Source organism: Intrasporangium sp. (assembly GCF_040414665.1).
Classification (GTDB): Bacteria; Actinomycetota; Actinomycetes; order Actinomycetales; family Dermatophilaceae; genus Intrasporangium.
This window is the reverse complement of sequence record NZ_JBEDUL010000088.1, coordinates 1-17,302: the sequence shown is the minus strand read 5'-3', so window position 1 is coordinate 17,302 and position 17,302 is coordinate 1. Positions and strand designations below refer to the sequence as shown.

At 70.7% G+C, this 17,302-nt stretch carries 15 protein-coding genes; 5 read left to right on the top strand and 10 right to left on the bottom strand.

All coding sequences use genetic code 11. The features are described 5' to 3' along the window. The first annotated feature begins 198 nt into the window (after positions 1-198). The gene (locus tag ABF401_RS09905) at positions 199-828 is read left to right on the top strand and encodes a hypothetical protein (protein WP_353509387.1); all 630 of its coding nucleotides are present in this window, start codon (positions 199-201) and stop codon (positions 826-828) included. Positions 829-930: 102 nt separating this feature from the next. Here ABF401_RS09905 and ABF401_RS09900 read toward each other — a convergent pair whose 3' ends face one another. Then, positions 931-1,869, bottom strand: a complete 939-nt coding sequence (locus ABF401_RS09900) for an AEC family transporter (RefSeq protein WP_353509386.1) — start codon at positions 1,867-1,869, stop codon at positions 931-933. Between the two features lie 67 nt (positions 1,870-1,936). Beyond that, entirely contained in the window at positions 1,937-3,607 is a 1,671-nt protein-coding gene (locus ABF401_RS09895; protein WP_353509385.1) for a long-chain fatty acid--CoA ligase, read from the bottom strand. A 71-nt stretch (positions 3,608-3,678) separates the two neighbouring features. Between ABF401_RS09895 and ABF401_RS09890 the strand changes: the two genes are divergently transcribed. The 3 genes from ABF401_RS09890 to ABF401_RS09880 all read left to right on the top strand — a co-directional run bounded on the left by ABF401_RS09890 (position 3,679) and on the right by ABF401_RS09880 (position 7,538). Then, entirely contained in the window at positions 3,679-4,803 is a 1,125-nt protein-coding gene (locus ABF401_RS09890) for an LOG family protein (protein ID WP_353509384.1), read from the top strand. A gap of 78 nt (positions 4,804-4,881) precedes the next feature. Next, positions 4,882-6,357: a protoporphyrinogen oxidase gene (hemG, locus tag ABF401_RS09885; protein WP_353509383.1), complete on the top strand. Its 1,476-nt coding sequence runs from the start codon at positions 4,882-4,884 to the stop codon at positions 6,355-6,357. Then, positions 6,354-7,538, top strand: a complete 1,185-nt coding sequence (locus ABF401_RS09880; RefSeq protein WP_353509382.1) for a TIGR04053 family radical SAM/SPASM domain-containing protein — start codon at positions 6,354-6,356, stop codon at positions 7,536-7,538. The genes hemG and ABF401_RS09880 overlap by 4 nt, the downstream gene beginning before the upstream one ends. Before the next feature lie 4 nt (positions 7,539-7,542). Here ABF401_RS09880 and ABF401_RS09875 read toward each other — a convergent pair whose 3' ends face one another. Next, positions 7,543-9,465 (bottom strand): propionyl-CoA synthetase, encoded by a 1,923-nt coding sequence (locus ABF401_RS09875; RefSeq protein WP_353509381.1) that lies wholly within the window; start codon positions 9,463-9,465, stop codon positions 7,543-7,545. Positions 9,466-9,529: 64 nt separating this feature from the next. Next, positions 9,530-10,846, bottom strand: a complete 1,317-nt coding sequence (locus ABF401_RS09870) for an MFS transporter (RefSeq protein WP_353509380.1) — start codon at positions 10,844-10,846, stop codon at positions 9,530-9,532. 70 nt (positions 10,847-10,916) lie between these two features. Between ABF401_RS09870 and ABF401_RS09865 the strand changes: the two genes are divergently transcribed. Further along, positions 10,917-11,936 carry a GlxA family transcriptional regulator gene (locus ABF401_RS09865; protein WP_353509379.1) on the top strand — a complete coding sequence of 340 codons (1,020 nt, stop codon included), beginning with the start codon at positions 10,917-10,919 and terminating at the stop codon, positions 11,934-11,936. Between the two features lie 7 nt (positions 11,937-11,943). Here the strand turns inward: ABF401_RS09865 and rlmN are convergent, their stop codons facing one another. From rlmN to ABF401_RS09835, 6 genes are all read right to left on the bottom strand, one after another. After that, positions 11,944-13,119 (bottom strand): dual-specificity RNA methyltransferase RlmN, encoded by a 1,176-nt coding sequence (gene rlmN, locus ABF401_RS09860; RefSeq protein WP_353509378.1) that lies wholly within the window; start codon positions 13,117-13,119, stop codon positions 11,944-11,946. A 364-nt stretch (positions 13,120-13,483) separates the two neighbouring features. Further along, positions 13,484-14,404: a phosphatidate cytidylyltransferase gene (locus tag ABF401_RS09855; protein WP_353509377.1), complete on the bottom strand. Its 921-nt coding sequence runs from the start codon at positions 14,402-14,404 to the stop codon at positions 13,484-13,486. Between the two features lie 34 nt (positions 14,405-14,438). Beyond that, a complete protein-coding gene (frr, locus tag ABF401_RS09850; RefSeq protein ID WP_353509376.1) occupies positions 14,439-14,996 on the bottom strand; it encodes a ribosome recycling factor in 558 nt (185 codons plus the stop codon). A 35-nt stretch (positions 14,997-15,031) separates the two neighbouring features. After that, a complete protein-coding gene (gene pyrH, locus ABF401_RS09845) occupies positions 15,032-15,760 on the bottom strand; it encodes a UMP kinase (protein WP_353509375.1) in 729 nt (242 codons plus the stop codon). 79 nt (positions 15,761-15,839) lie between these two features. Further along, entirely contained in the window at positions 15,840-16,970 is a 1,131-nt protein-coding gene (locus ABF401_RS09840; RefSeq protein ID WP_353509374.1) for an aminotransferase class I/II-fold pyridoxal phosphate-dependent enzyme, read from the bottom strand. A gap of 35 nt (positions 16,971-17,005) precedes the next feature. Beyond that, the coding region (locus ABF401_RS09835; protein ID WP_353509373.1) for a DUF4153 domain-containing protein at positions 17,006-17,302 on the bottom strand (297 nt) is incomplete at its 5' end.

Here is a 17,302-nt window from a genome sequence, read left to right as displayed (position 1 = left end):
CGGCGCCCAGCGGATTCTGGCTTGGACGCCGTCGATGCCGTAGTCACGCTCGAAAGCGACGTCAACCTCGGACCCGAAAGCTGTTCGATCATTGGGGCGAGGCCATGCAGGGTGTGGTCGGAACCCTCGCGGGTAGGGCAGGCGTTGTAGGCGCGAACACCGGATCATCGCCTGCCGTAGCCGAACATAGGAGTCGTCATGGGTTTCCTCGACCGTTTGCTGGGCCGGGAGCCCCAGCCCCAGGGTCGCCAGCAGTGGGGTGCGTCCCCGTCGACTGGACAGCCGTACGAGATGCCGCCGCCGCGTGGTGGCGCGTCGAGCGAGGACGAGCGAGCCATCGCCCGCTACCGGTACCTGCTGCGGACTGCGCCCCCGGAGGACATCGAGAAGGTGCACGCCGAGGCCTTCGCCCAGCTCTCGCCGGAGCAGCGGCAGCTGGTGCTCCAGCGGCTGACCGAGGACCTGCCTGAGTCGGAGAGGCCGCGCACCGACCAGCCGGCCGATCTGGCCCGCAGCGCGACGCGCGCCGAGCTGCGCCAGCCCGGCTACCTGCAGGGCGCGTTCGGTGGCGGTCGTGGGGGCATGGGCATGGGCGGCATGTTCGCCGGGTCCATGCTGGGGACGATCGCCGGCTTCGTCGTCGGCTCGGCCATCGCTGACTCCATGCTCGGCGGCTACGAGTCCTCGCCTGAGGCGACCGACGCCGGTGACGCCGGCGGAGACGCGGGTTCCGACGGCGGCGGTGACCCTGGCGGCGACCTCGGCGGAGCAGACGCTGGCGGCGGCTTCGGTGACTTCGGTGACTTCGGTGGCTTCGGCGACTTCTGACCCAGACCCCGCATCACACCGAGCACTCGTCATCCGGTGGCGGAAATAACCGTCAGGGCTTGACGAGTGCTCGGTGTGTTGCTGGGTGCCAGGTGCGAGGGGTCAGACGCCGGCGACGAGGTGGAACAGGCCGGCGATGACGATGATCACCGGGACGGACGCGAAGGTGCTGACGAAGATCGCGTCGCGGGCCAGATTGACCTCGCGCCGGTATCTCACGGCGTAGGTGAAGATGTTCTGGGCCGTCGGCAGCGCTGCGGTGACGACCACGGCGAACAGCGGCTGCCCCGTCAGGCCGAGGGCCGCTCCGATGCCAAGGGCGATCGCCGGCATGACGAGGATCTTGAGGCAGACGATGCTCCACACGTGCGGCGCGGATGCGCCAGCCGCCGGCCGCGGGCCGCGCCGCAGCGAGATCCCGAAGGCGACGAGCATCGAGGGCACCGCCATGTTCCCGAGCAGCTCGATCGGATCGGCCAGGACCCGCGGCAGGGTGAGGTCGAGAACTGCGATGAGCAGTCCCGCCACCGCACCGATGGTGATGGGGTTGCTGAACATCCGCCGCACGCTCCGCAACAGCGTCGGGCGCTCGCCGCGTGCATCGCTGTCGAAGAGGGCCATGTAGACCGGCGTGATGATGAGCAGCTGCATGAGCAGGGTGGGTGCGACCCAGGCGACGTCACCGAGGACGTAAAGCGCGATGGGGATGCCGAGGTTGCCGGCATTGACATAGCCGGCGGAGAGGCTGCCGATGAGGCGCGATCCCATTCCCGAGTCCGGCCAGCGCAGTCGCGCCAGCAGGAGGTACAGGCCCGCGACGACGACGAAGCTCGACAGCGAGGTGAGCAGGTTGCGCGACAGGACCGCATCGAGCGGCGTGCGCTGCATGACCGTGAGCAGCAGGGCCGGCGACGCCAGGTAGAACGCGAGCCGCGACAGGTTGACCTGGGCGGATTCGTCGAGGATGCGCAGGTGCGCGAGCAGCCAGCCCGCCGCGACGATGACGGCGATCGTCGCGAAACCCTCGAGCACACCGAGCACTGGGCGATCCTGTCAGGTCCGATGCCAGGTGCTCCCTGCTGTCCGACCTGCGACCGCACTGCGCCCATCAGTCGACAGTGACCACCTCGAGGTCACCCTCCGCGAAGCGCTTGCGGAGCTGCTTCTTGTCGAACTTGCCGACACTCGTCTTGGGTACCTCCTCGACGACGGCCCACCGCTCGGGGACCTGCCAGTGCGCAACCTTGCCCTCGAGGAAGGCACGCAGATCGGCCACCGTCGTGGACGTGCCCGGCTTGAGGACGACCGAGGCGAGCGGCCGCTCCCCCCAGCGCTCGTCGGGCACGCCGACGACCGAGGCCTCCAGCACGTCCGGGTGCGCCATCACGGCGTTCTCGAGGTCGACCGAGCTGATCCACTCGCCGCCCGACTTGATGACGTCCTTGGCCCGGTCCGTCAGCGTGAGGTAGCCATTGGGCGACAGCCGTCCGACGTCGCCGGTGCGCAACCACCCGTCGTCGAACTTCGCGGTGGCCTCGGCCAGGTCGGTCGCCGTCTCGGTGCCGTTGGCGTAGTAGCAGTCGGTGATCCAGGGCCCACGGACCTCGAGCTCGCCGACCGACTCGCCGTCCGACGGGACGATGCTGCCGTCCGGGCCGACCAACCGGCCCTCGACACCGTAGAGCAGCCGCCCTTGGCTCGACTTGTAGCGCCAGTACTCCTCACTGCCCGGCTCGACACCTTGTGGCGGGAGGGCGAGGGAGCCGACCGGGGACATCTCGGTCATGCCCCAGCCGTGCACGATGTCGATGTTGTACCGGTCGGCGAACGCCCGGATCAGCGCAGGTGGCGCGGCGGACCCACCGACCATGAGCATCCGGCAGCTCGACACGTCCGCTCCGTGCTCGTCGAGGTGGTGGAGCAGGTCGTTCCAGATCGTCGGCACGCCGGCGCCGCCCGTCACGCGTTCGGCCTCGATCATCGCGGCCAGCGGCTCGGCCTGGAGGAACCGGTCGGGCATGACGAGCGTGGCCCCGGTGATCATGGAGCAGTAGGGGAAGCCCCAGGCGTTCGCGTGGAAGAGCGGCACCACGATGAGCAGCCGATCCTTCGACGAGATGCCCAGCGTCCCAGCGACGCCCATGCTGTGCAGCACATTGCCGCGATGGGAGTACGCGACCCCCTTGGGATTGCCGGTGGTCCCCGAGGTGTAGCACATCGAGGACGCGTCGTTCTCGTCGAGGTGCTCCGGCCAGTCGAAGGTCGCCGGCTGGTCAGCCAGAAGCGTGGCGTAGTCGTGCACCGCCTCGACGTGCGGAGGTGACGCCAGCGCCTCGCGGGTCGCGTCGTCCACCGGACCGCTGACGATGACGTGCCGCACGGCTGGGAGGTGCTCGACCAGCCGGGCGAACGGAGCCGCCAACGTGTTGTCCACGATGACGACCTCGCTGCCACCATGACGGGCGACGTAGACCAGCTGCTCGGGATAGAGCCGGATGTTGAGGGCGTGGAGCACGGCGCCCATGGACGGCACCGCGAGGTAGGCGGTCAGGTGCTCCGCGTTGTTCCACATGAACGTGCCCACCCGCTGGTCCCCGGTGATTCCCAGGCTGCGAAGCGCATGGGCGAGCTGGGCTGCGTGCTGGCCCACCTCGCGGTAGGACAGCCGGCGCGGCCCCTCGGCCGTCCAGGTGACGACCTCGCTGTCGCCATGGATCGTGGTCCCGTGGCGCAGCAGGGACGAGATGAGCAGGGGCGGCGACTGCATCGTGCTCTTCATGACGGCAGCGTGCCACGGTTGGTGGCCGTACGCACCAGATCTCGGGGTTCGCGTTCGGGCACGATGGCGGCATGGAGATCGAGTCCCTCGACGCCCTGGACGACCACCTCGCCGACGGCGGCAGCCTGCGGGGCCTCCGCCTCCAGAACCTCGACCTCACCGGCTACGCCGTCCCCCTCGCCGCACACGCCGCGCACGGTGACCTCTCGGGTCTCGTCGTCCTCGGCGGGGTCGTGCCCTCCGAGGTCAACGAGGTCCTCCACCGGGGCGGCGCCATCGTCTTCCCCCAGGTGGGCGGGGCGCCGATCGACCCCTGGCGCGGCCTCTACTACCCGGAAGACCTCTACGAGGGTCTCGAGCACGGCTACCAGACGACACCGGACGCCCGCGCCTACGCGTGGTCGATCGACGGGCGCCTGCGCACCGACGCCTACACGACGCTGATCCGTGCCATCCACGACGACTCCGTCACCGACGGCCTGGACGAGTTCGTCCAAGGGCGCTCGGCCGTGGGCGTGATGGGCGGCCACGCGATCCTGCGGGGCACTCCGCAGTACGTCGAGGCGGCCGAGCTGGGGCGGCGCCTCGCCGCCGCCGGACACGTCGTCGTCACCGGCGGCGGACCCGGGGCCATGGAGGCCGCCAACCTCGGGGCGTTCGCCCCGGACAGCGATGCCCTGGCTGACGTCTTGCCACGTCTGGCGCGCGTCCCGTCCTTCCGGCCCGACACCACGCCGTGGGCACAGGTGGCGATGGAGGTGCGCCGGCGCATCCTCGGCGAGGAGCTGCTGCCGGCCCCGGAGACCCTGGGGCCGTCCGCCACGTCCGTGGGGATCCCGACGTGGTTCTACGGGCACGAGCCACCCAACGTCTTCTGTGACGTCGTGGCCAAGTACTTCTCCAACGCCATCCGGGAAGACGGCATCCTTGCACGGAGCAACGGAGGGGTGGTCGTCCTGGCCGGAGCGGCAGGCACCGTGCAGGAGATCTTCCAAGCGGTCACGCCCCTCTACTACGCGCCCGACGACAGGCCGCTCGCCCCGCTCATCCTCGTCGGTCACCGGCACTGGACGGAGACGGTGCCTCTCTGGCCGGCTGTGGAGCAGCTGGCCGCCGGACGCCGGATGGCGGAGGTCCTGCATCTCGTCGACACCCTCGAGGAGGCACTCCAGTTCCTGCCACTGCCGATCCGCTGACCACCCCTGCCGAATGTGGACGGCATCCCGCAAAGTACTACGATCCGTAGTACCTGCTGCCGACCCCAGGGTGATGTCATGACCGAACCGCACCGTCCCGATCGCATCGTCGTCGCGGGAGGTGGCATCACCGGTCTGGTGGCCGCACGCCGCCTCGCCCTCGCGGGCCACGAGGTCACCGTGGTCGAACAGGACGATCGGCTGGGTGGACAGGTCCACACCGTCCGCGTGGGTTCCCGTTGGGTCGATGTCGGCGCGGAAGCTCTGCACCTCGGCGGCCCCACGGCCCGCCACCTGGTCGAAGAGCTCGGTCTCGCGGACACGGTCGTGGGCAGCCGTCCGGGCCAGAGCTGGCTCTGGACCGGACGCGGCCTGCGCGCCCTGCCGTCCGGCGTCACACCCTCCGGCCCGACCCGGTTGCGCCCGGTGGCCACGAGCGGGGTCATGTCCGTGCGGGGCCTGAGCCGAGCCGGCCTCGAGCCCATCGTCGCGCGGGTGCGCCCAGCGCTGGCCCCGGACGAGGACGTTTCGGTCGGCGAGTTCGTCTCCGGCCGGTTCGGGTCCGAGGTGACCCAGCGCTTCATCGACCCACTGCTGGGCAGCCTCCACGCCGGTGACGTGCATCGGCTCAGCCTCCGGGCCTGTGCGCCGGGTCTCGTGGACGCCGCCACCCAGCGCCGGTCCCTCGTACGCCGGCGTCCCATGCCGTCCGGCCATCGGGGATCCTCTCCGGCGCTGCCCATGTTCGCCACGTGGACGGGAGGGCTGCGCACCCTCACCGACGCCCTGCTGAAAGACCTCCCGGTGACCGTGCGCATGGGCTCGCAGGTCCGGGACCTGACGGTGACCCCGGCCGGCTACACGGTCGGGGTCGTCGGGGTCGGCGGGGTCATGGACGCGACCGGAGCCGGTGAACAGCTTCCTGTCGACGCCGTCGTGCTCGCCCTCCCCGCAGGCGCTGCCGCGCCACTCATCGCACCACACAGCCCGCACGCCGCGGGGCTCCTCGAGTGCGCCGAGGTCGCCAAGGTCGCGACCGTCGTGCTCGGCTTCGACCGGTCCGCGACGAAGGACCTCCGGGTCTTCGGGGGCACCGGGGTGCTCCTGCCCTCGACGTCGGGAATGCTGCTCAAGGCGGCCACCCACCTGTCCCGCAAGTGGCCCCAGTTCGCCGAGGACGGCTCGTGCCTGGTCCGGTTGTCGGCAGGGCGGAGCGGTGACGACCGTCTCGACGAGCTGACCGATGACGAGCTCGTCAGACAGCTGGTCGCCGAGTTCCACACCGTGACCGGCCTCGACGCGCCGGCCGAGGTGCTTCACGTCCAGCGCTGGTCCGACGGACTGCCCCAGCTCCGGGTGGGCCACCACGCGCGACTCGCCACCCTCCGAGCGGACCTCGCACGCGCGCTGCCCGGTGTCGTCGTGGCCGGATCCGCCTACGAAGGACTCGGTCTCGTCTCCTGCATCGCCTCGGGCGAGGCGGCCGCCGCCGCCGTGTCGGCCGGGCTCCTTCGCTCCAGACCGCGCGCCGCGAGACAGGAGGTCGGCGCATGACCGCCGTCACCGAGCGCACCGCCGTCCGCCGCCTGCGCCACGCGCCCGAGGAGCGCCCGATGATCGTCATCTGGGAGGTGACTCGGGCCTGCGCACTCGTCTGCCTCCACTGCCGGGCCGACGCGCAGCACCGCCGCAACCCGCATGAGCTCACGACGGAGCAGGGCCGGGCACTCCTCGACGACATCGCCGCCTTCGGCAAGCCCCATCCGATCGTCGTCCTCACCGGCGGCGATCCGTTCGAGCGGCCCGACCTGGCCGAGCTGGTGCGCCACGGCACCTCTCTTGGCTTGCACATGGCGCTGTCCCCGTCAGTCACGCCACGCCTGACCACTGAGGTCCTCGCGCAGCTGCACGATGCCGGCGCCGGTGCGCTGTCCCTCTCCCTCGACGGCGCCCGAGCAGAGACGCACGATGCCTTCCGGGGCGTCCCAGGCGTGTTCGACGCGACCCTGCAGGCGGCCCTTGACGTCCGTGAGGCCGGCTTCCGGCTGCAGGTCAACTCCACGGTCACCCGGGCCAACGTGCCCGAGCTTCCCGAGCTGCTCCGCACGGTCATCGACCTCGGCGCCTCGCTCTGGAGCGTCTTCTTCCTCGTCCCGACCGGTCGCGGCGAGCTGCTCCAGCCCCTCGAGCCGCAGCAGGTCGAGGACGTCCTCAACTGGCTCCACGACGTCTCGGACCTCGTGGCCATCAAGACCACAGAGGCGCCCCACTACCGAAGAGTCGCCATCCAGCGCGCCCGAGCCGGCGTCGTCGGCACCCCCAGCAGGGCACCCGCCGTCGGAGAACTCCACCGGCAGCTCACCGACGCCGTGGCCGGGCTGCGAGCCCAGCGGCATACGCAAACTCGTCGCCCGAGGCCCCCGATCGAGGTGAACTCCGGCAGGGGTTTTGCCTTCATCGACCACGTGGGCGAGGTGTACCCCAGCGGCTTCCTCCCCCACCGGTGCGGCAACGTCAAGGACGCGGGATTCCGCGAGATCTATCGCACGAGCCCACTCCTGCGCTCCCTCCGCGACCCCGCGCAGTTCCATGGCAAGTGCGGGGTGTGCGAGTTCCGCGACGTGTGCGGAGGAAGCCGGTCGCACGCCTACGCCGTGACGGGCGACCTGCTCGCGTCCGATCCGACCTGCGTCTACGAGCCGAGAGGCTGGACCCCGGACCCCCAGACGAGCTGACGGGTCAGCTCCCCCGAAGCACCGGGCCGAGTCGCTCGAGCACGGTCGCGTCCTCGATCGTCGCCGGCACGGCCGGGTCCCCACCGTCGGCGATCTCGCGCATCGTCTTGCGCAGGATCTTGCCCGAGCGCGTCTTCGGGAGGCCGGGGACGATGTCGACCTGGTGCAGCGCCGCCACCGCGCCCACCTCCCCCCGCACCCGGGCGACGAGCTCCCGGCGAATCCGCTCGCCCTCCGCCTCCACGTCGATTCCCGCCTTGAGCACGACGAGCGCCCGGGGCACCTGCCCCTTGAGCTCGTCGTGCACGCCGATGACGGCACACTCCGCGACGGCCTCGTGCCCGGCGAGCGCCGCCTCGATGGACCCCGTCGACAGCCGGTGTCCCGCAACGTTGAGCACGTCGTCGGTCCGCCCCATGACGAAGAGGTAGCCGTCCTCGTCGATGTAGCCGCCGTCCCCGGTGAGGTAGTAGCCCGGGTAGGCCGCGAGGTACGACGAGACATAGCGCTCGTCGTCCTGCCACAGCGTCGGCAGCGTGCCGGGAGGCATGGGCAGCTTGATGCAGATCGAGCCCTCCTTGCCTGCCGGGAGCTCGGCCCCCGCGCCGTCGAGCACCTGCACGTCATACCCGGGCACCGCGACGGTGGGCGAGCCCGGCTTGATCGGCAGCAGCTCGATCCCCTTGGGGTTGCAGGCGATCGGCCAGCCGGTCTCGGTCTGCCACCAGTTGTCGATGACGGGTACGCCGAGGGCTGCGGAGGCCCACTCGTACGTGTCCGGGTCGAGCCGCTCGCCCGCGAGGTAGAGCGTACGGAAGGCGGACAGGTCGTAGTCCTTGACGAGCGACGCCGTCGAGTCCTCCTTCTTGATGGCGCGGAACGCCGTCGGCGCCGTGAACAGGCAGACGGCGCCGTACTCGGAGATGACGCGCCAGAAGGCGCCGGCATCCGGCGTCCCGATCGGCTTGCCCTCGTACAGAACCGTCGTCGCCGCCGTGAGCAGCGGCCCGTAGACGATGTACGAGTGGCCGACGACCCAGCCGACGTCGCTCGCGGTGAACATGGTCTCGCCGGGCTGGACGTCGTAGAGGTGGGCCATCGACCAGCGCAGCGCCACGGCGTAGCCGCCGCTGTCGCGGTAGATCCCCTTGGGCTTCCCGGTCGTACCCGAGGTGTAGAGGATGTAGAGCGGGTCGGTGGCGGCGACCGTGACCGGATCCGCCCCGGCCTGGGCCGCCTCGCCGGACTCGAACTCCTCCCAGTCGATGTCCCTCTCCCCCATCTCCGCCCGCTCCTGCGGGCGCTGGAGGATGACGCACGCCTCCGGCTTGTGCTCCGAGCGGTGGATCGCCTCGTCGAGGAACGGCTTGTACGTCACGATGCGCGACGGCTCGATGCCGCAGGACGCTGACAGGACCACCTTGGGAGCCGCGTCGTCGATCCGCGCCGCGAGCTCCTGCGGCGCGAACCCACCGAAGACGACGGAGTGCACGGCGCCGATCCGCGCGCAGGCCAGCATGGCGATGACCGCCTCCGGGACCATCGGCATGTAGATGACGACGCGGTCGCCCTTCTCGACACCAAGCCCGCGCAGGCCCCCGGCCACGGCGCGCACCCGAGCCAGCAGAGCGGCATACGTCATGGTCTCCTTGGTGCCGGTCACTGGGGAGTCGTAGCGGATGGCGGGCTGGTCGCCGCGCCCGGCGGCCACGTGCCGGTCGACGGCGTTGTGGCAGACGTTGAGCTCGCCGTCGGGGTACCAGCGGTAGAAGGGCGGGGTGTCCGCGTCGAGGATGCGGGTGGGCGGGGTGACCCAGTCGATGAGGTTGGCGGCCTCCGCCCAGAAGGCGTCGGGATCGTGGAGACTCGCGTCGTACGTGGCTCGGTAGGTCGAGGGGTATGCCGCTGGGCTCGCTCCGTCGCTCATGCTCCCACCCTGCCCCGTTGCGTTGGACGGGGGAAGTGCCGGGTTCGTCACACGAGCCGAGTGGTCAGATCCCATCGGCAAGCGGGGAGTCGATCGTGACCCGTCGTTTGAGGATGGACATCGACATGACCGCGGCCGCGAAACAGAGGGCGCCGGCGATGTACCACGCCGGCGTGTAGGTGCCCAGCTGGTCGCGGATGAGTCCTGCGCCCGTGGCGGCGATCGCGGCACCGATCTGGTGTGAGGCGAAGACCCAGCCGAAGACGATCGGGGCACGGTCGCCGAACGCCTGGCGGCACAGGGCGATGGTCGGCGGCACCGTGGCGACCCAGTCGAGCCCGTAGAAGATGATGAAGGCGAGCATGTTGACGTGCAGGTCGTCGCTGAAGAGCGAGGGCAGGAGCAGGAGCGAGGCGCCGCGGAGGGTGTAGTACACGCCGAGCAGGACCCGGGGGTCGATGCGGTCGGTGAGCCACCCGGAGAAGACGGTGCCGGCGATGTCGAAGATGCCGACCAGGGCGAGCAGTCCGGCGGCCGTGGTCAGGGGCATACCGTGGTCGTGGGCGGCCGGGATGAAGTGCGTGCCGACGAGCCCGTTCGTCGAGATGCCGCAGATGGCGAAGCCGCCGGCGAGCAGCCAGAAGACCTTGGTGCGCGCCGCGTCGCGGAGGGCCTCGAGGGCGAGCCGGACGGGTCGCCCGTCCGGGCGCACTGGGCGGGCGACCGGGGTGCCGGCCGGGGCACCGTAGGCAGTGAGCCCCAGGTCGCTCGGGTAGTCGTGCAGCCGCCATAGGACGAGTGGCACGACGAGAAGGGCCATGGCTCCGGTCGCGAGGGCGGCGGAGCGCCAGCCGCTGTGCTCGGCGAGCCAGGCGAGCACCGGCAGGAAGACGAGCTGGCCGGTCGCCCCCGCGGCGGTGAGCAGCCCGGTCACGAGCCCGCGGCTTGTGACGAACCACCGGCCGGTCACCGTCGCGACGAGGGCCATGGCCATGGCGCCCGTGCCCAGGCCGACGAGCAGACCCCAGGACAGGACGAGCTGCCAGGAGGCCGTCATCCAGATGGGCAGCAGCGAGCCGATGCTGACGAGGACGAGGGCGCCGGCGACGACGCGCTGCACGCCCAGTCGCTCCATCAGGGCGGCCGAGAAGGGGGCGACGAGGCCGTAGAGCAGGAGGTTGACCGAGACCGCACCGCCGATGACCCCCATCGGCCAGCCGAACTCGTCGTGGAGCGGGTTCATCATGACGCCCGGCGTCGCGCGGAAGCCGGCAGCGCCGATGATCGTCAGGAAGGTGACGGCGGCCACCCACCAGGCGGGGTGGACCCGGAAAGTAGCCCGAGGGAGGGTGCGCTCGCTGCGCTGGTCAGTCGTGGTCACGGGTCAACCTTCGGCGATCATTGGCCCTCGAACGAGTGGCCCGCGGGCAATCATGTGAAAGAATCCGGCCATGCCGTCGACCGTCTCGCCTCGTGGAAGGCCACACCTCGTCGTCGTGCTCGCCCTCGACACCGTCATCGCATTCGAGCTCGGCCTGGCACACCGCTTCCTCGCCGCGTCGTCGCTCGACCCGGGGTGGCCGGGGCCGAGGACCGGGGCGATGCCACCCTATGACGTCCGGATGGTGACCCTCGACGACGGGCCGGTCATGACGTCGGCCGGCTATGCCGCTCAGCCGACCGACTCGAACCGCCTTCTCGCAGAGGCTGACACGATCGTCGTGCCCGGCCTCAACGGCCCCATTGTCGAGACCGGCGTGCTGCCCGAGGCGCTCCACCGGCTCGCTGAGACCGCTCGGCCGGACGCCCGCTGGGTCTCCATCTGCACCGGGGCCTTCGTGCTCGCCGGGCTCGGCCTGTTGCAGGGTCGAGTCGCAACGACCCACTGGGTTCACGTCGACGCGTTCACCCGGCACTTCCCCGACGTGCCGCTCAACCCGGACGTGCTCTACGTCGACCACGGTGACGTGCTCACCTCCGCGGGGAACGCGGCCGGCATCGACCTGCTCCTGCACCTCGTCCGCTCCGACCTCGGCGCCGAGGCTGCCAACCGCGTCGCCCGTGGCGCCGTCGTCGCGCCCTGGCGAGCGGGTGGTCAGGCGCAGTTCATCGACCGCCCCATCCCTGAGGAGACCGACGCCGGCACCGGCCCGGCCCGCACGTGGGCCCTCGAGCACCTCGCCGAGCCCATCGGTCTCAACGACCTCGCCCGCCGGTGCGACATGTCGGTGCGCACCTTCACGCGGCGCTTCCGCGAGGAGACCGGCGAGACCGCCGGCGCCTGGCTTGCCCGGGCCCGGGTCGACCGCGCCCGGCACCTGCTCGAGTCAACCGACCTGCCCGTGGACCGGATCGCCGCCGAGTCGGGCTTCGGGACCGGCGCGTCGCTGCGCCAGCACCTCGCGGCCTCGGTCGGGCTCTCTCCACTCGCCTACCGCAGGACCTTCCGCGTCGAGGCCGACTCTGCCTGAGCGCCCCTCAGGCGGTCGAAGCCGCCAGCTGGCCGCACGCCCCGTCGATGTCCTGACCGCGCGTGTCCCGGATCGTCGTCGGGATCCCATGGGCGCGCAGCCGCTCGACGAAGTTCTGCTCGACCCCCCGCCGGCTCGCGGTCCACTTCGACCCCGGCGTGGGGTTGAGCGGGATGGGGTTGACGTGCACCCAGCCCCGCCCGCGCCGGTTGAGCTTCTCCCCCAGCAGGTCCGCCCGCCAGCCCTGGTCGTTGATGTCCCGGATCAGGGCGTACTCGATGGACACGCGCCGGCCCGTCGTCTCGTAGTAGCGGTGGGCCGCGTCGATGGCCTCGTCGACCTTCCACCTCGTGTTGATCGGCACAAGCTCGTCGCGCAGCTCGTCGTCGGGGGCGTGGAGCGACAGGGCGAGCGTCACCGGGATGCCGTCGGCGGCCAGCTTGTCGATCCCCGGGACGAGGCCGACGGTCGACATGGTGATGCCCCGGGCGGACATGCCGAGACCGTCCGGCGCCGGATCGGTCAGGCGGCGGATCGCGCCGATCGCCGCCTTGTAGTTGGCCAGCGCCTCGCCCATTCCCATGAAGACGACGTTGCTGACGCGCAACGGGTGCTCGCGGTCCGCGTCGCCGCCGCCGGCCAGCTCTCCCCTTGTCAGCGCCCGTGCGGCCCACACCACCTGCTCGACGATCTCGGCAGTCGACATATTGCGGGTCAGCCCGGCCTGGCCCGTCGCGCAGAACGGGCAGTTCATCCCGCACCCGGCCTGGCTGGAGATGCAGATGGTGACCCGGTTCGGGTAGCGCATGAGGACCGACTCCACGATCGCCCCGTCGTGCAGGCGCCAGGCGTACTTCATCGTCTGGCCGTCGTCGGCCTGCCGTCGCACGATCGGCGTGAGCAACGTCGGCAGGAGGTCGGCGACGAGCTCGGCGCGAACTGCTTTCGGCAGGTCGGTCATGGCCTCCGGGTCGTCGACGAGCCGCTCGAAGTAGTGCGTTGACAGCTGCTTGGCCCGGAAGCCCTGGTGCCCGAGGGCCTCGACCGCCTCCTTGCGTTCCTGGGGCGAGAAGTCGGCCAGGTGCCGCGGCGGCTTCCCGCGGCGCGGGGCCCGGAAGGTCAGCTGGCCCGGCTCGGGACGGGTGGTGGTCGGCTCGGGCAGCGACACGGGGGTCTCAGTCATAACCCGACCATTGTCTCAGGCGGAGTCAAAGCCGCCCCCACTCCGTCGAGTGTGCACTCCGCGCCCGACGCCAACTGCACACTCGACCGATGGGTGGGACAAGTGACGGGATGGGTCACACACCGCGTGCGGGCGCCCGCCGCGGGCAGCCGTGTGGTCCCGTCATTCCACCCCAGTCGTATGCCGCTGAGCCGCCTCCCCGTCGACTGTGCACTCCGCGCCGCCGACCTCCCCGTCGACTGTGCACTCCGCGCCGCCGGCCTCCCGCCGACTGTGCACTCCGCGCCCGGCGCCAACTGCACACTCGACCAAGGGTGAGTGGTCCCGGGGAGCCAGCCAAGCGGCATACGGAATCGATGAGCCGTCAGGCGACGGCCCGCTCCGCCAGCAGACTGAGCACCGCCCACACGATCGGCACGACGACGATGAGGGAGTCGAGGCGGTCCATGATGCCCCCGTGGCCGGGAAGGATGTTGGACATGTCCTTGATGCCGAGGTCGCGCTTGATCAGGGACTCCATGAGGTCGCCGATCGTTGCAGCGATGGCCACGGTGACGCCGAGCGGGATACCGATCCACCACGGGTGCTCGAGGAAGAAGTGGATGGTGAGCGAGCCTGCGACGATGCAGAGGATGACCGATCCGGCAAACCCCTCCCACGACTTCTTGGGGCTGATCGTCGGCGCCATCGGGTGCTTGCCCAACCAGACCCCGGCCGCATAGCCCCCGATGTCGCTGCACACCGCGGTGATGAGGAAGACGAACATCCGGCCGACGCCATCGGGGGCGGCCAACAGCAGCACGGCGAAGCCGACGAGGAGCGGCGGGTAGGTCGAGATGAAGATCCCACCGAGGACGTCACGACCGGCCCCGTCGAGGCGGCCGCTGCCGCGCCACAGCACGATGACGGCGCACGTGAGCACCCAGGCGGTGATGAGGCCGGCGGGCCCGTGGACGTAGGCGGCCCAGACCATGCCGACCAGGCCCACGACGGCGGGCACGAGCGGCGCGCGAACGGCCACGTTGCGCAGCGCCGCCTGCAGCTCCCACATACCGATGCCGACGGCGATGACGATGACGACGAGGAAGGACTCCTTCCTGACGAGCAGCGTCGTGATGATGAGAATGCCAAGGACGACACCAACGCCGATGGCCGCCTTGAGGTTTCGCCCGGCTCGGGAGACCGGTTGCGCTGCCGGCTCGGAGGGCTGGGTCGGCTCTGTCGGCTCGGGCGGCTCGGGCGGCTCCGGCGGATCGGGAGCCGCGGCGCTGGGTGGCGTGGTCATGGACACGTGCTCTACCTCTGGGGCCTGATCGGCCTCAGACGTCGAACAGCTCGGACTCCTTGTGCTTGACGAGGGTGTCGATGAGGTCGGTGTGCTTCTTGGTGAGCTGCTCGAGCTCCTTCTCCGCCCGAGTGCCCTCGTCCTCGCCGACCTCGCCGTCCTTGACGAGCCGGTCGATGTCGGTCTTCGCCTTGCGGCGGATGTTGCGGACCGAGACGCGGCCGTCCTCCGCCTTGTGGTGGGCCAGCTTGATGTACTCCTTGCGCCGCTCCTCGGTCAGCTCCGGCATGACACAGCGGATCAGGTGGCCGTCGCTGGCCGGGTTGACGCCGAGGTCGGAGTCACGGATGGCCTTCTCGATCTCGTGCAGCGCCGACCGGTCGAACGGGATGACCAGGATGGTCCGCGGCTCCGGGTTCTGGAACGACGCGAGCTGCTGCAGCGGCGTGGGCGCCCCGTAGTAGTCCACGAGGAGCTTGTTGAACAGGCCGGGGTTGGCGCGACCGGTCCGGATGCCCGCGAAGTCCTCCTTGAGGACCTCGATGGCCTTGTCCATCTTCTCCTCGGCCTCGAACATCGTCTCTTCGATCATGGCTCAGCTTCCTCGTCAGCTTCGTCGTGGGTCGGTCACGCGTTCGTGACCAGCGTGCCGATCTTCTCACCCAGGAGGGCGCGTGTGATGTTGCCGGCCCCTTCCATGCCGAACACGACCATCGGCAGCTTGTTCTCCTTGCAGAGCGAGAACGCTGCCGCGTCGACGATGCGCAGCCCGTTGGCGAGCCCTTCGTCGAAGGTCAGGGTGTCGTACTTCGTCGCGGTGGGGTCGGTCTTCGGGTCGGCAGAGTAGACGCCGTCGACACCGTTCTTGGCGATGAGCAGGGCGTCGCACTTGGTCTCGAGCGCACGCTGGGCGCTCACCGTGTCGGTCGAGAAGAACGGCATGCCGGCCCCGGCGCCGAAGATGACGACCCGGCCCTTCTCCATGTGGCGGATCGCCCGGCGCGGGATGTAGGGCTCGGCGACCTGCTGCATCGCGATCGCCGACTGGACGCGCGTCTCGACGCCTTGCTTCTCGAGGTAGTCCTGCAGGGCCAGACAGTTCATCACCGTGCCGAGCATGCCCATGTAGTCCGCGCGGGTGCGGTCCATGCCACGTTGCTGGAGCTCGGCTCCACGGAAGAAGTTGCCGCCGCCGACGACGACGGCGACCTCGACGCCGCCCCCGACCGCCTCCGCGATCTGCTTCGCGATGCCGGCGACCACGCTCGGGTCGACACCCACCCGGCCACCGCCGAAGGCCTCACCGGAAAGCTTGAGGAGCACCCTCTTGAACCGGGTGTTGCGGGCATCGGTCATGACGGAGCCTCCTTGGTGGCAGCGTTCCGGCGGTCGCCCGATCCTTCCACATCCACGCCTCCCCAGCCGCATCGGCGGCTCAGCCGCGGCTCACCAGCGTGACGAGAGTCTCGGCGAGGCGCGCATAGTCGTCCTCGTCGTTGTAGGCCTGGGCCGCGAGGCGGATGAACCCGCGGCCCCCGAAGGACACGGGCGGGACGACGAACCCGGCGGCATACAGCTGTTGCCACAGCGCGTCGGCCGCCTCCGTCGTCTCCCCCACCCCGCCCGGCAGCGGCACGAGCGTCATGCACGGTGCAGAGGGTATGCCGCTGAGCTCGCTCCCAGCCCCCAGCGCCTTGGCCACGTGGTCGGCTCCACGGCGCAGGAGCGCGGCGTTGCGTTCCAGCTGGTCCCACCCGCCGAGGTGGTGCCAGAAGTCGAGGGCGTCGGGGATGGCGAGCCAGGCCGAGTGGTCGACGGTGCCCTGGAGGTCGAAGGAGGCGGGGTAGGGCTCACCGTGGCTCCACGAGGTCACGAGGGGTCGGAGGCCGTCGCGGCGGTCGGGCGCCGCCCACAGGACGGCCGCCGACCGCGGTGTGAACGCCCACTTGTGCAGGTTGCCCACCCAGTAGGCGCACCGGAGCGCCTCGATGTCGAGGTCGGGCAGGGCGCCGGGCACGTGGGCGGCGTCCACGAGGACGGGGACCGGAGCCACCGCAGCAGCCACCTCGGCCACGGGCAGGAGCAGCGCCGTCGGCGACGTGATCTGGTCGATGACGACCAGACGCGTGTCGGGAGTCAGCGCATCGGTGAACGCGGCAATGATGTCGGTCGCGGGCGCGGCCAGGTCGAAGGCGGCCTCCCGGACGGCTCCGCCGTTGGCCCGCACGGCACGCGCCACGGTGGGATAGCCGTGGTTGCCCACGACGACGTCGTCGCCTGGTCCGATCCGAAGCGCCTGGAGCACGACGGCCACACCCTCCGACACGTTGCGGACCAGCGCGCCGGAGTCGGGGGCGATTGCGAGGAACGCCGCCGACGTTTCCCGGGCGGCCGCAAGCTGGCGGGGCAGCTCGTCCCGGAACGCTCTCATGGGCGCGGCCTCGATCCGGGCGCGGGCGCGGTCCTGGGCCGCACGGACGACGCGCGGGACCGCGCCGAAGGCGCCGTGGTTGAGGTGGGTCAGGGCGGGGTCGAGCTCGAAGAGGTCGACGACATCGGCACGCACCCCGTCATCCTGCCCCACTCGGTCCAGCGGCTCGTTCAGCCACCGAGGCCCTGGCTCAGCGCCGTCGAGCACGTCGCCTGGTCGAAGCCCGGCAGCGGGTCCGATCCGAGGCCGCTGGCCCTGGCCCGCCCGAGGTTCCAGCCGAGGGCATCATCGTGCGACGGCAGACCCTGGGAGCTGATGATGCAGGCCGAGAGGTGCTGGGGCAGGCCGGCTCGGATGGTCGGGGCAGCGTCCGCGCCGAGCGAGGAGAGGTAGGCGACGTCGAGCTTGCCGGTCGCGTGGTAGCGGTCGATGTTCTGCTGCGCGACCCACGCCTCGGGGTTGGCGAG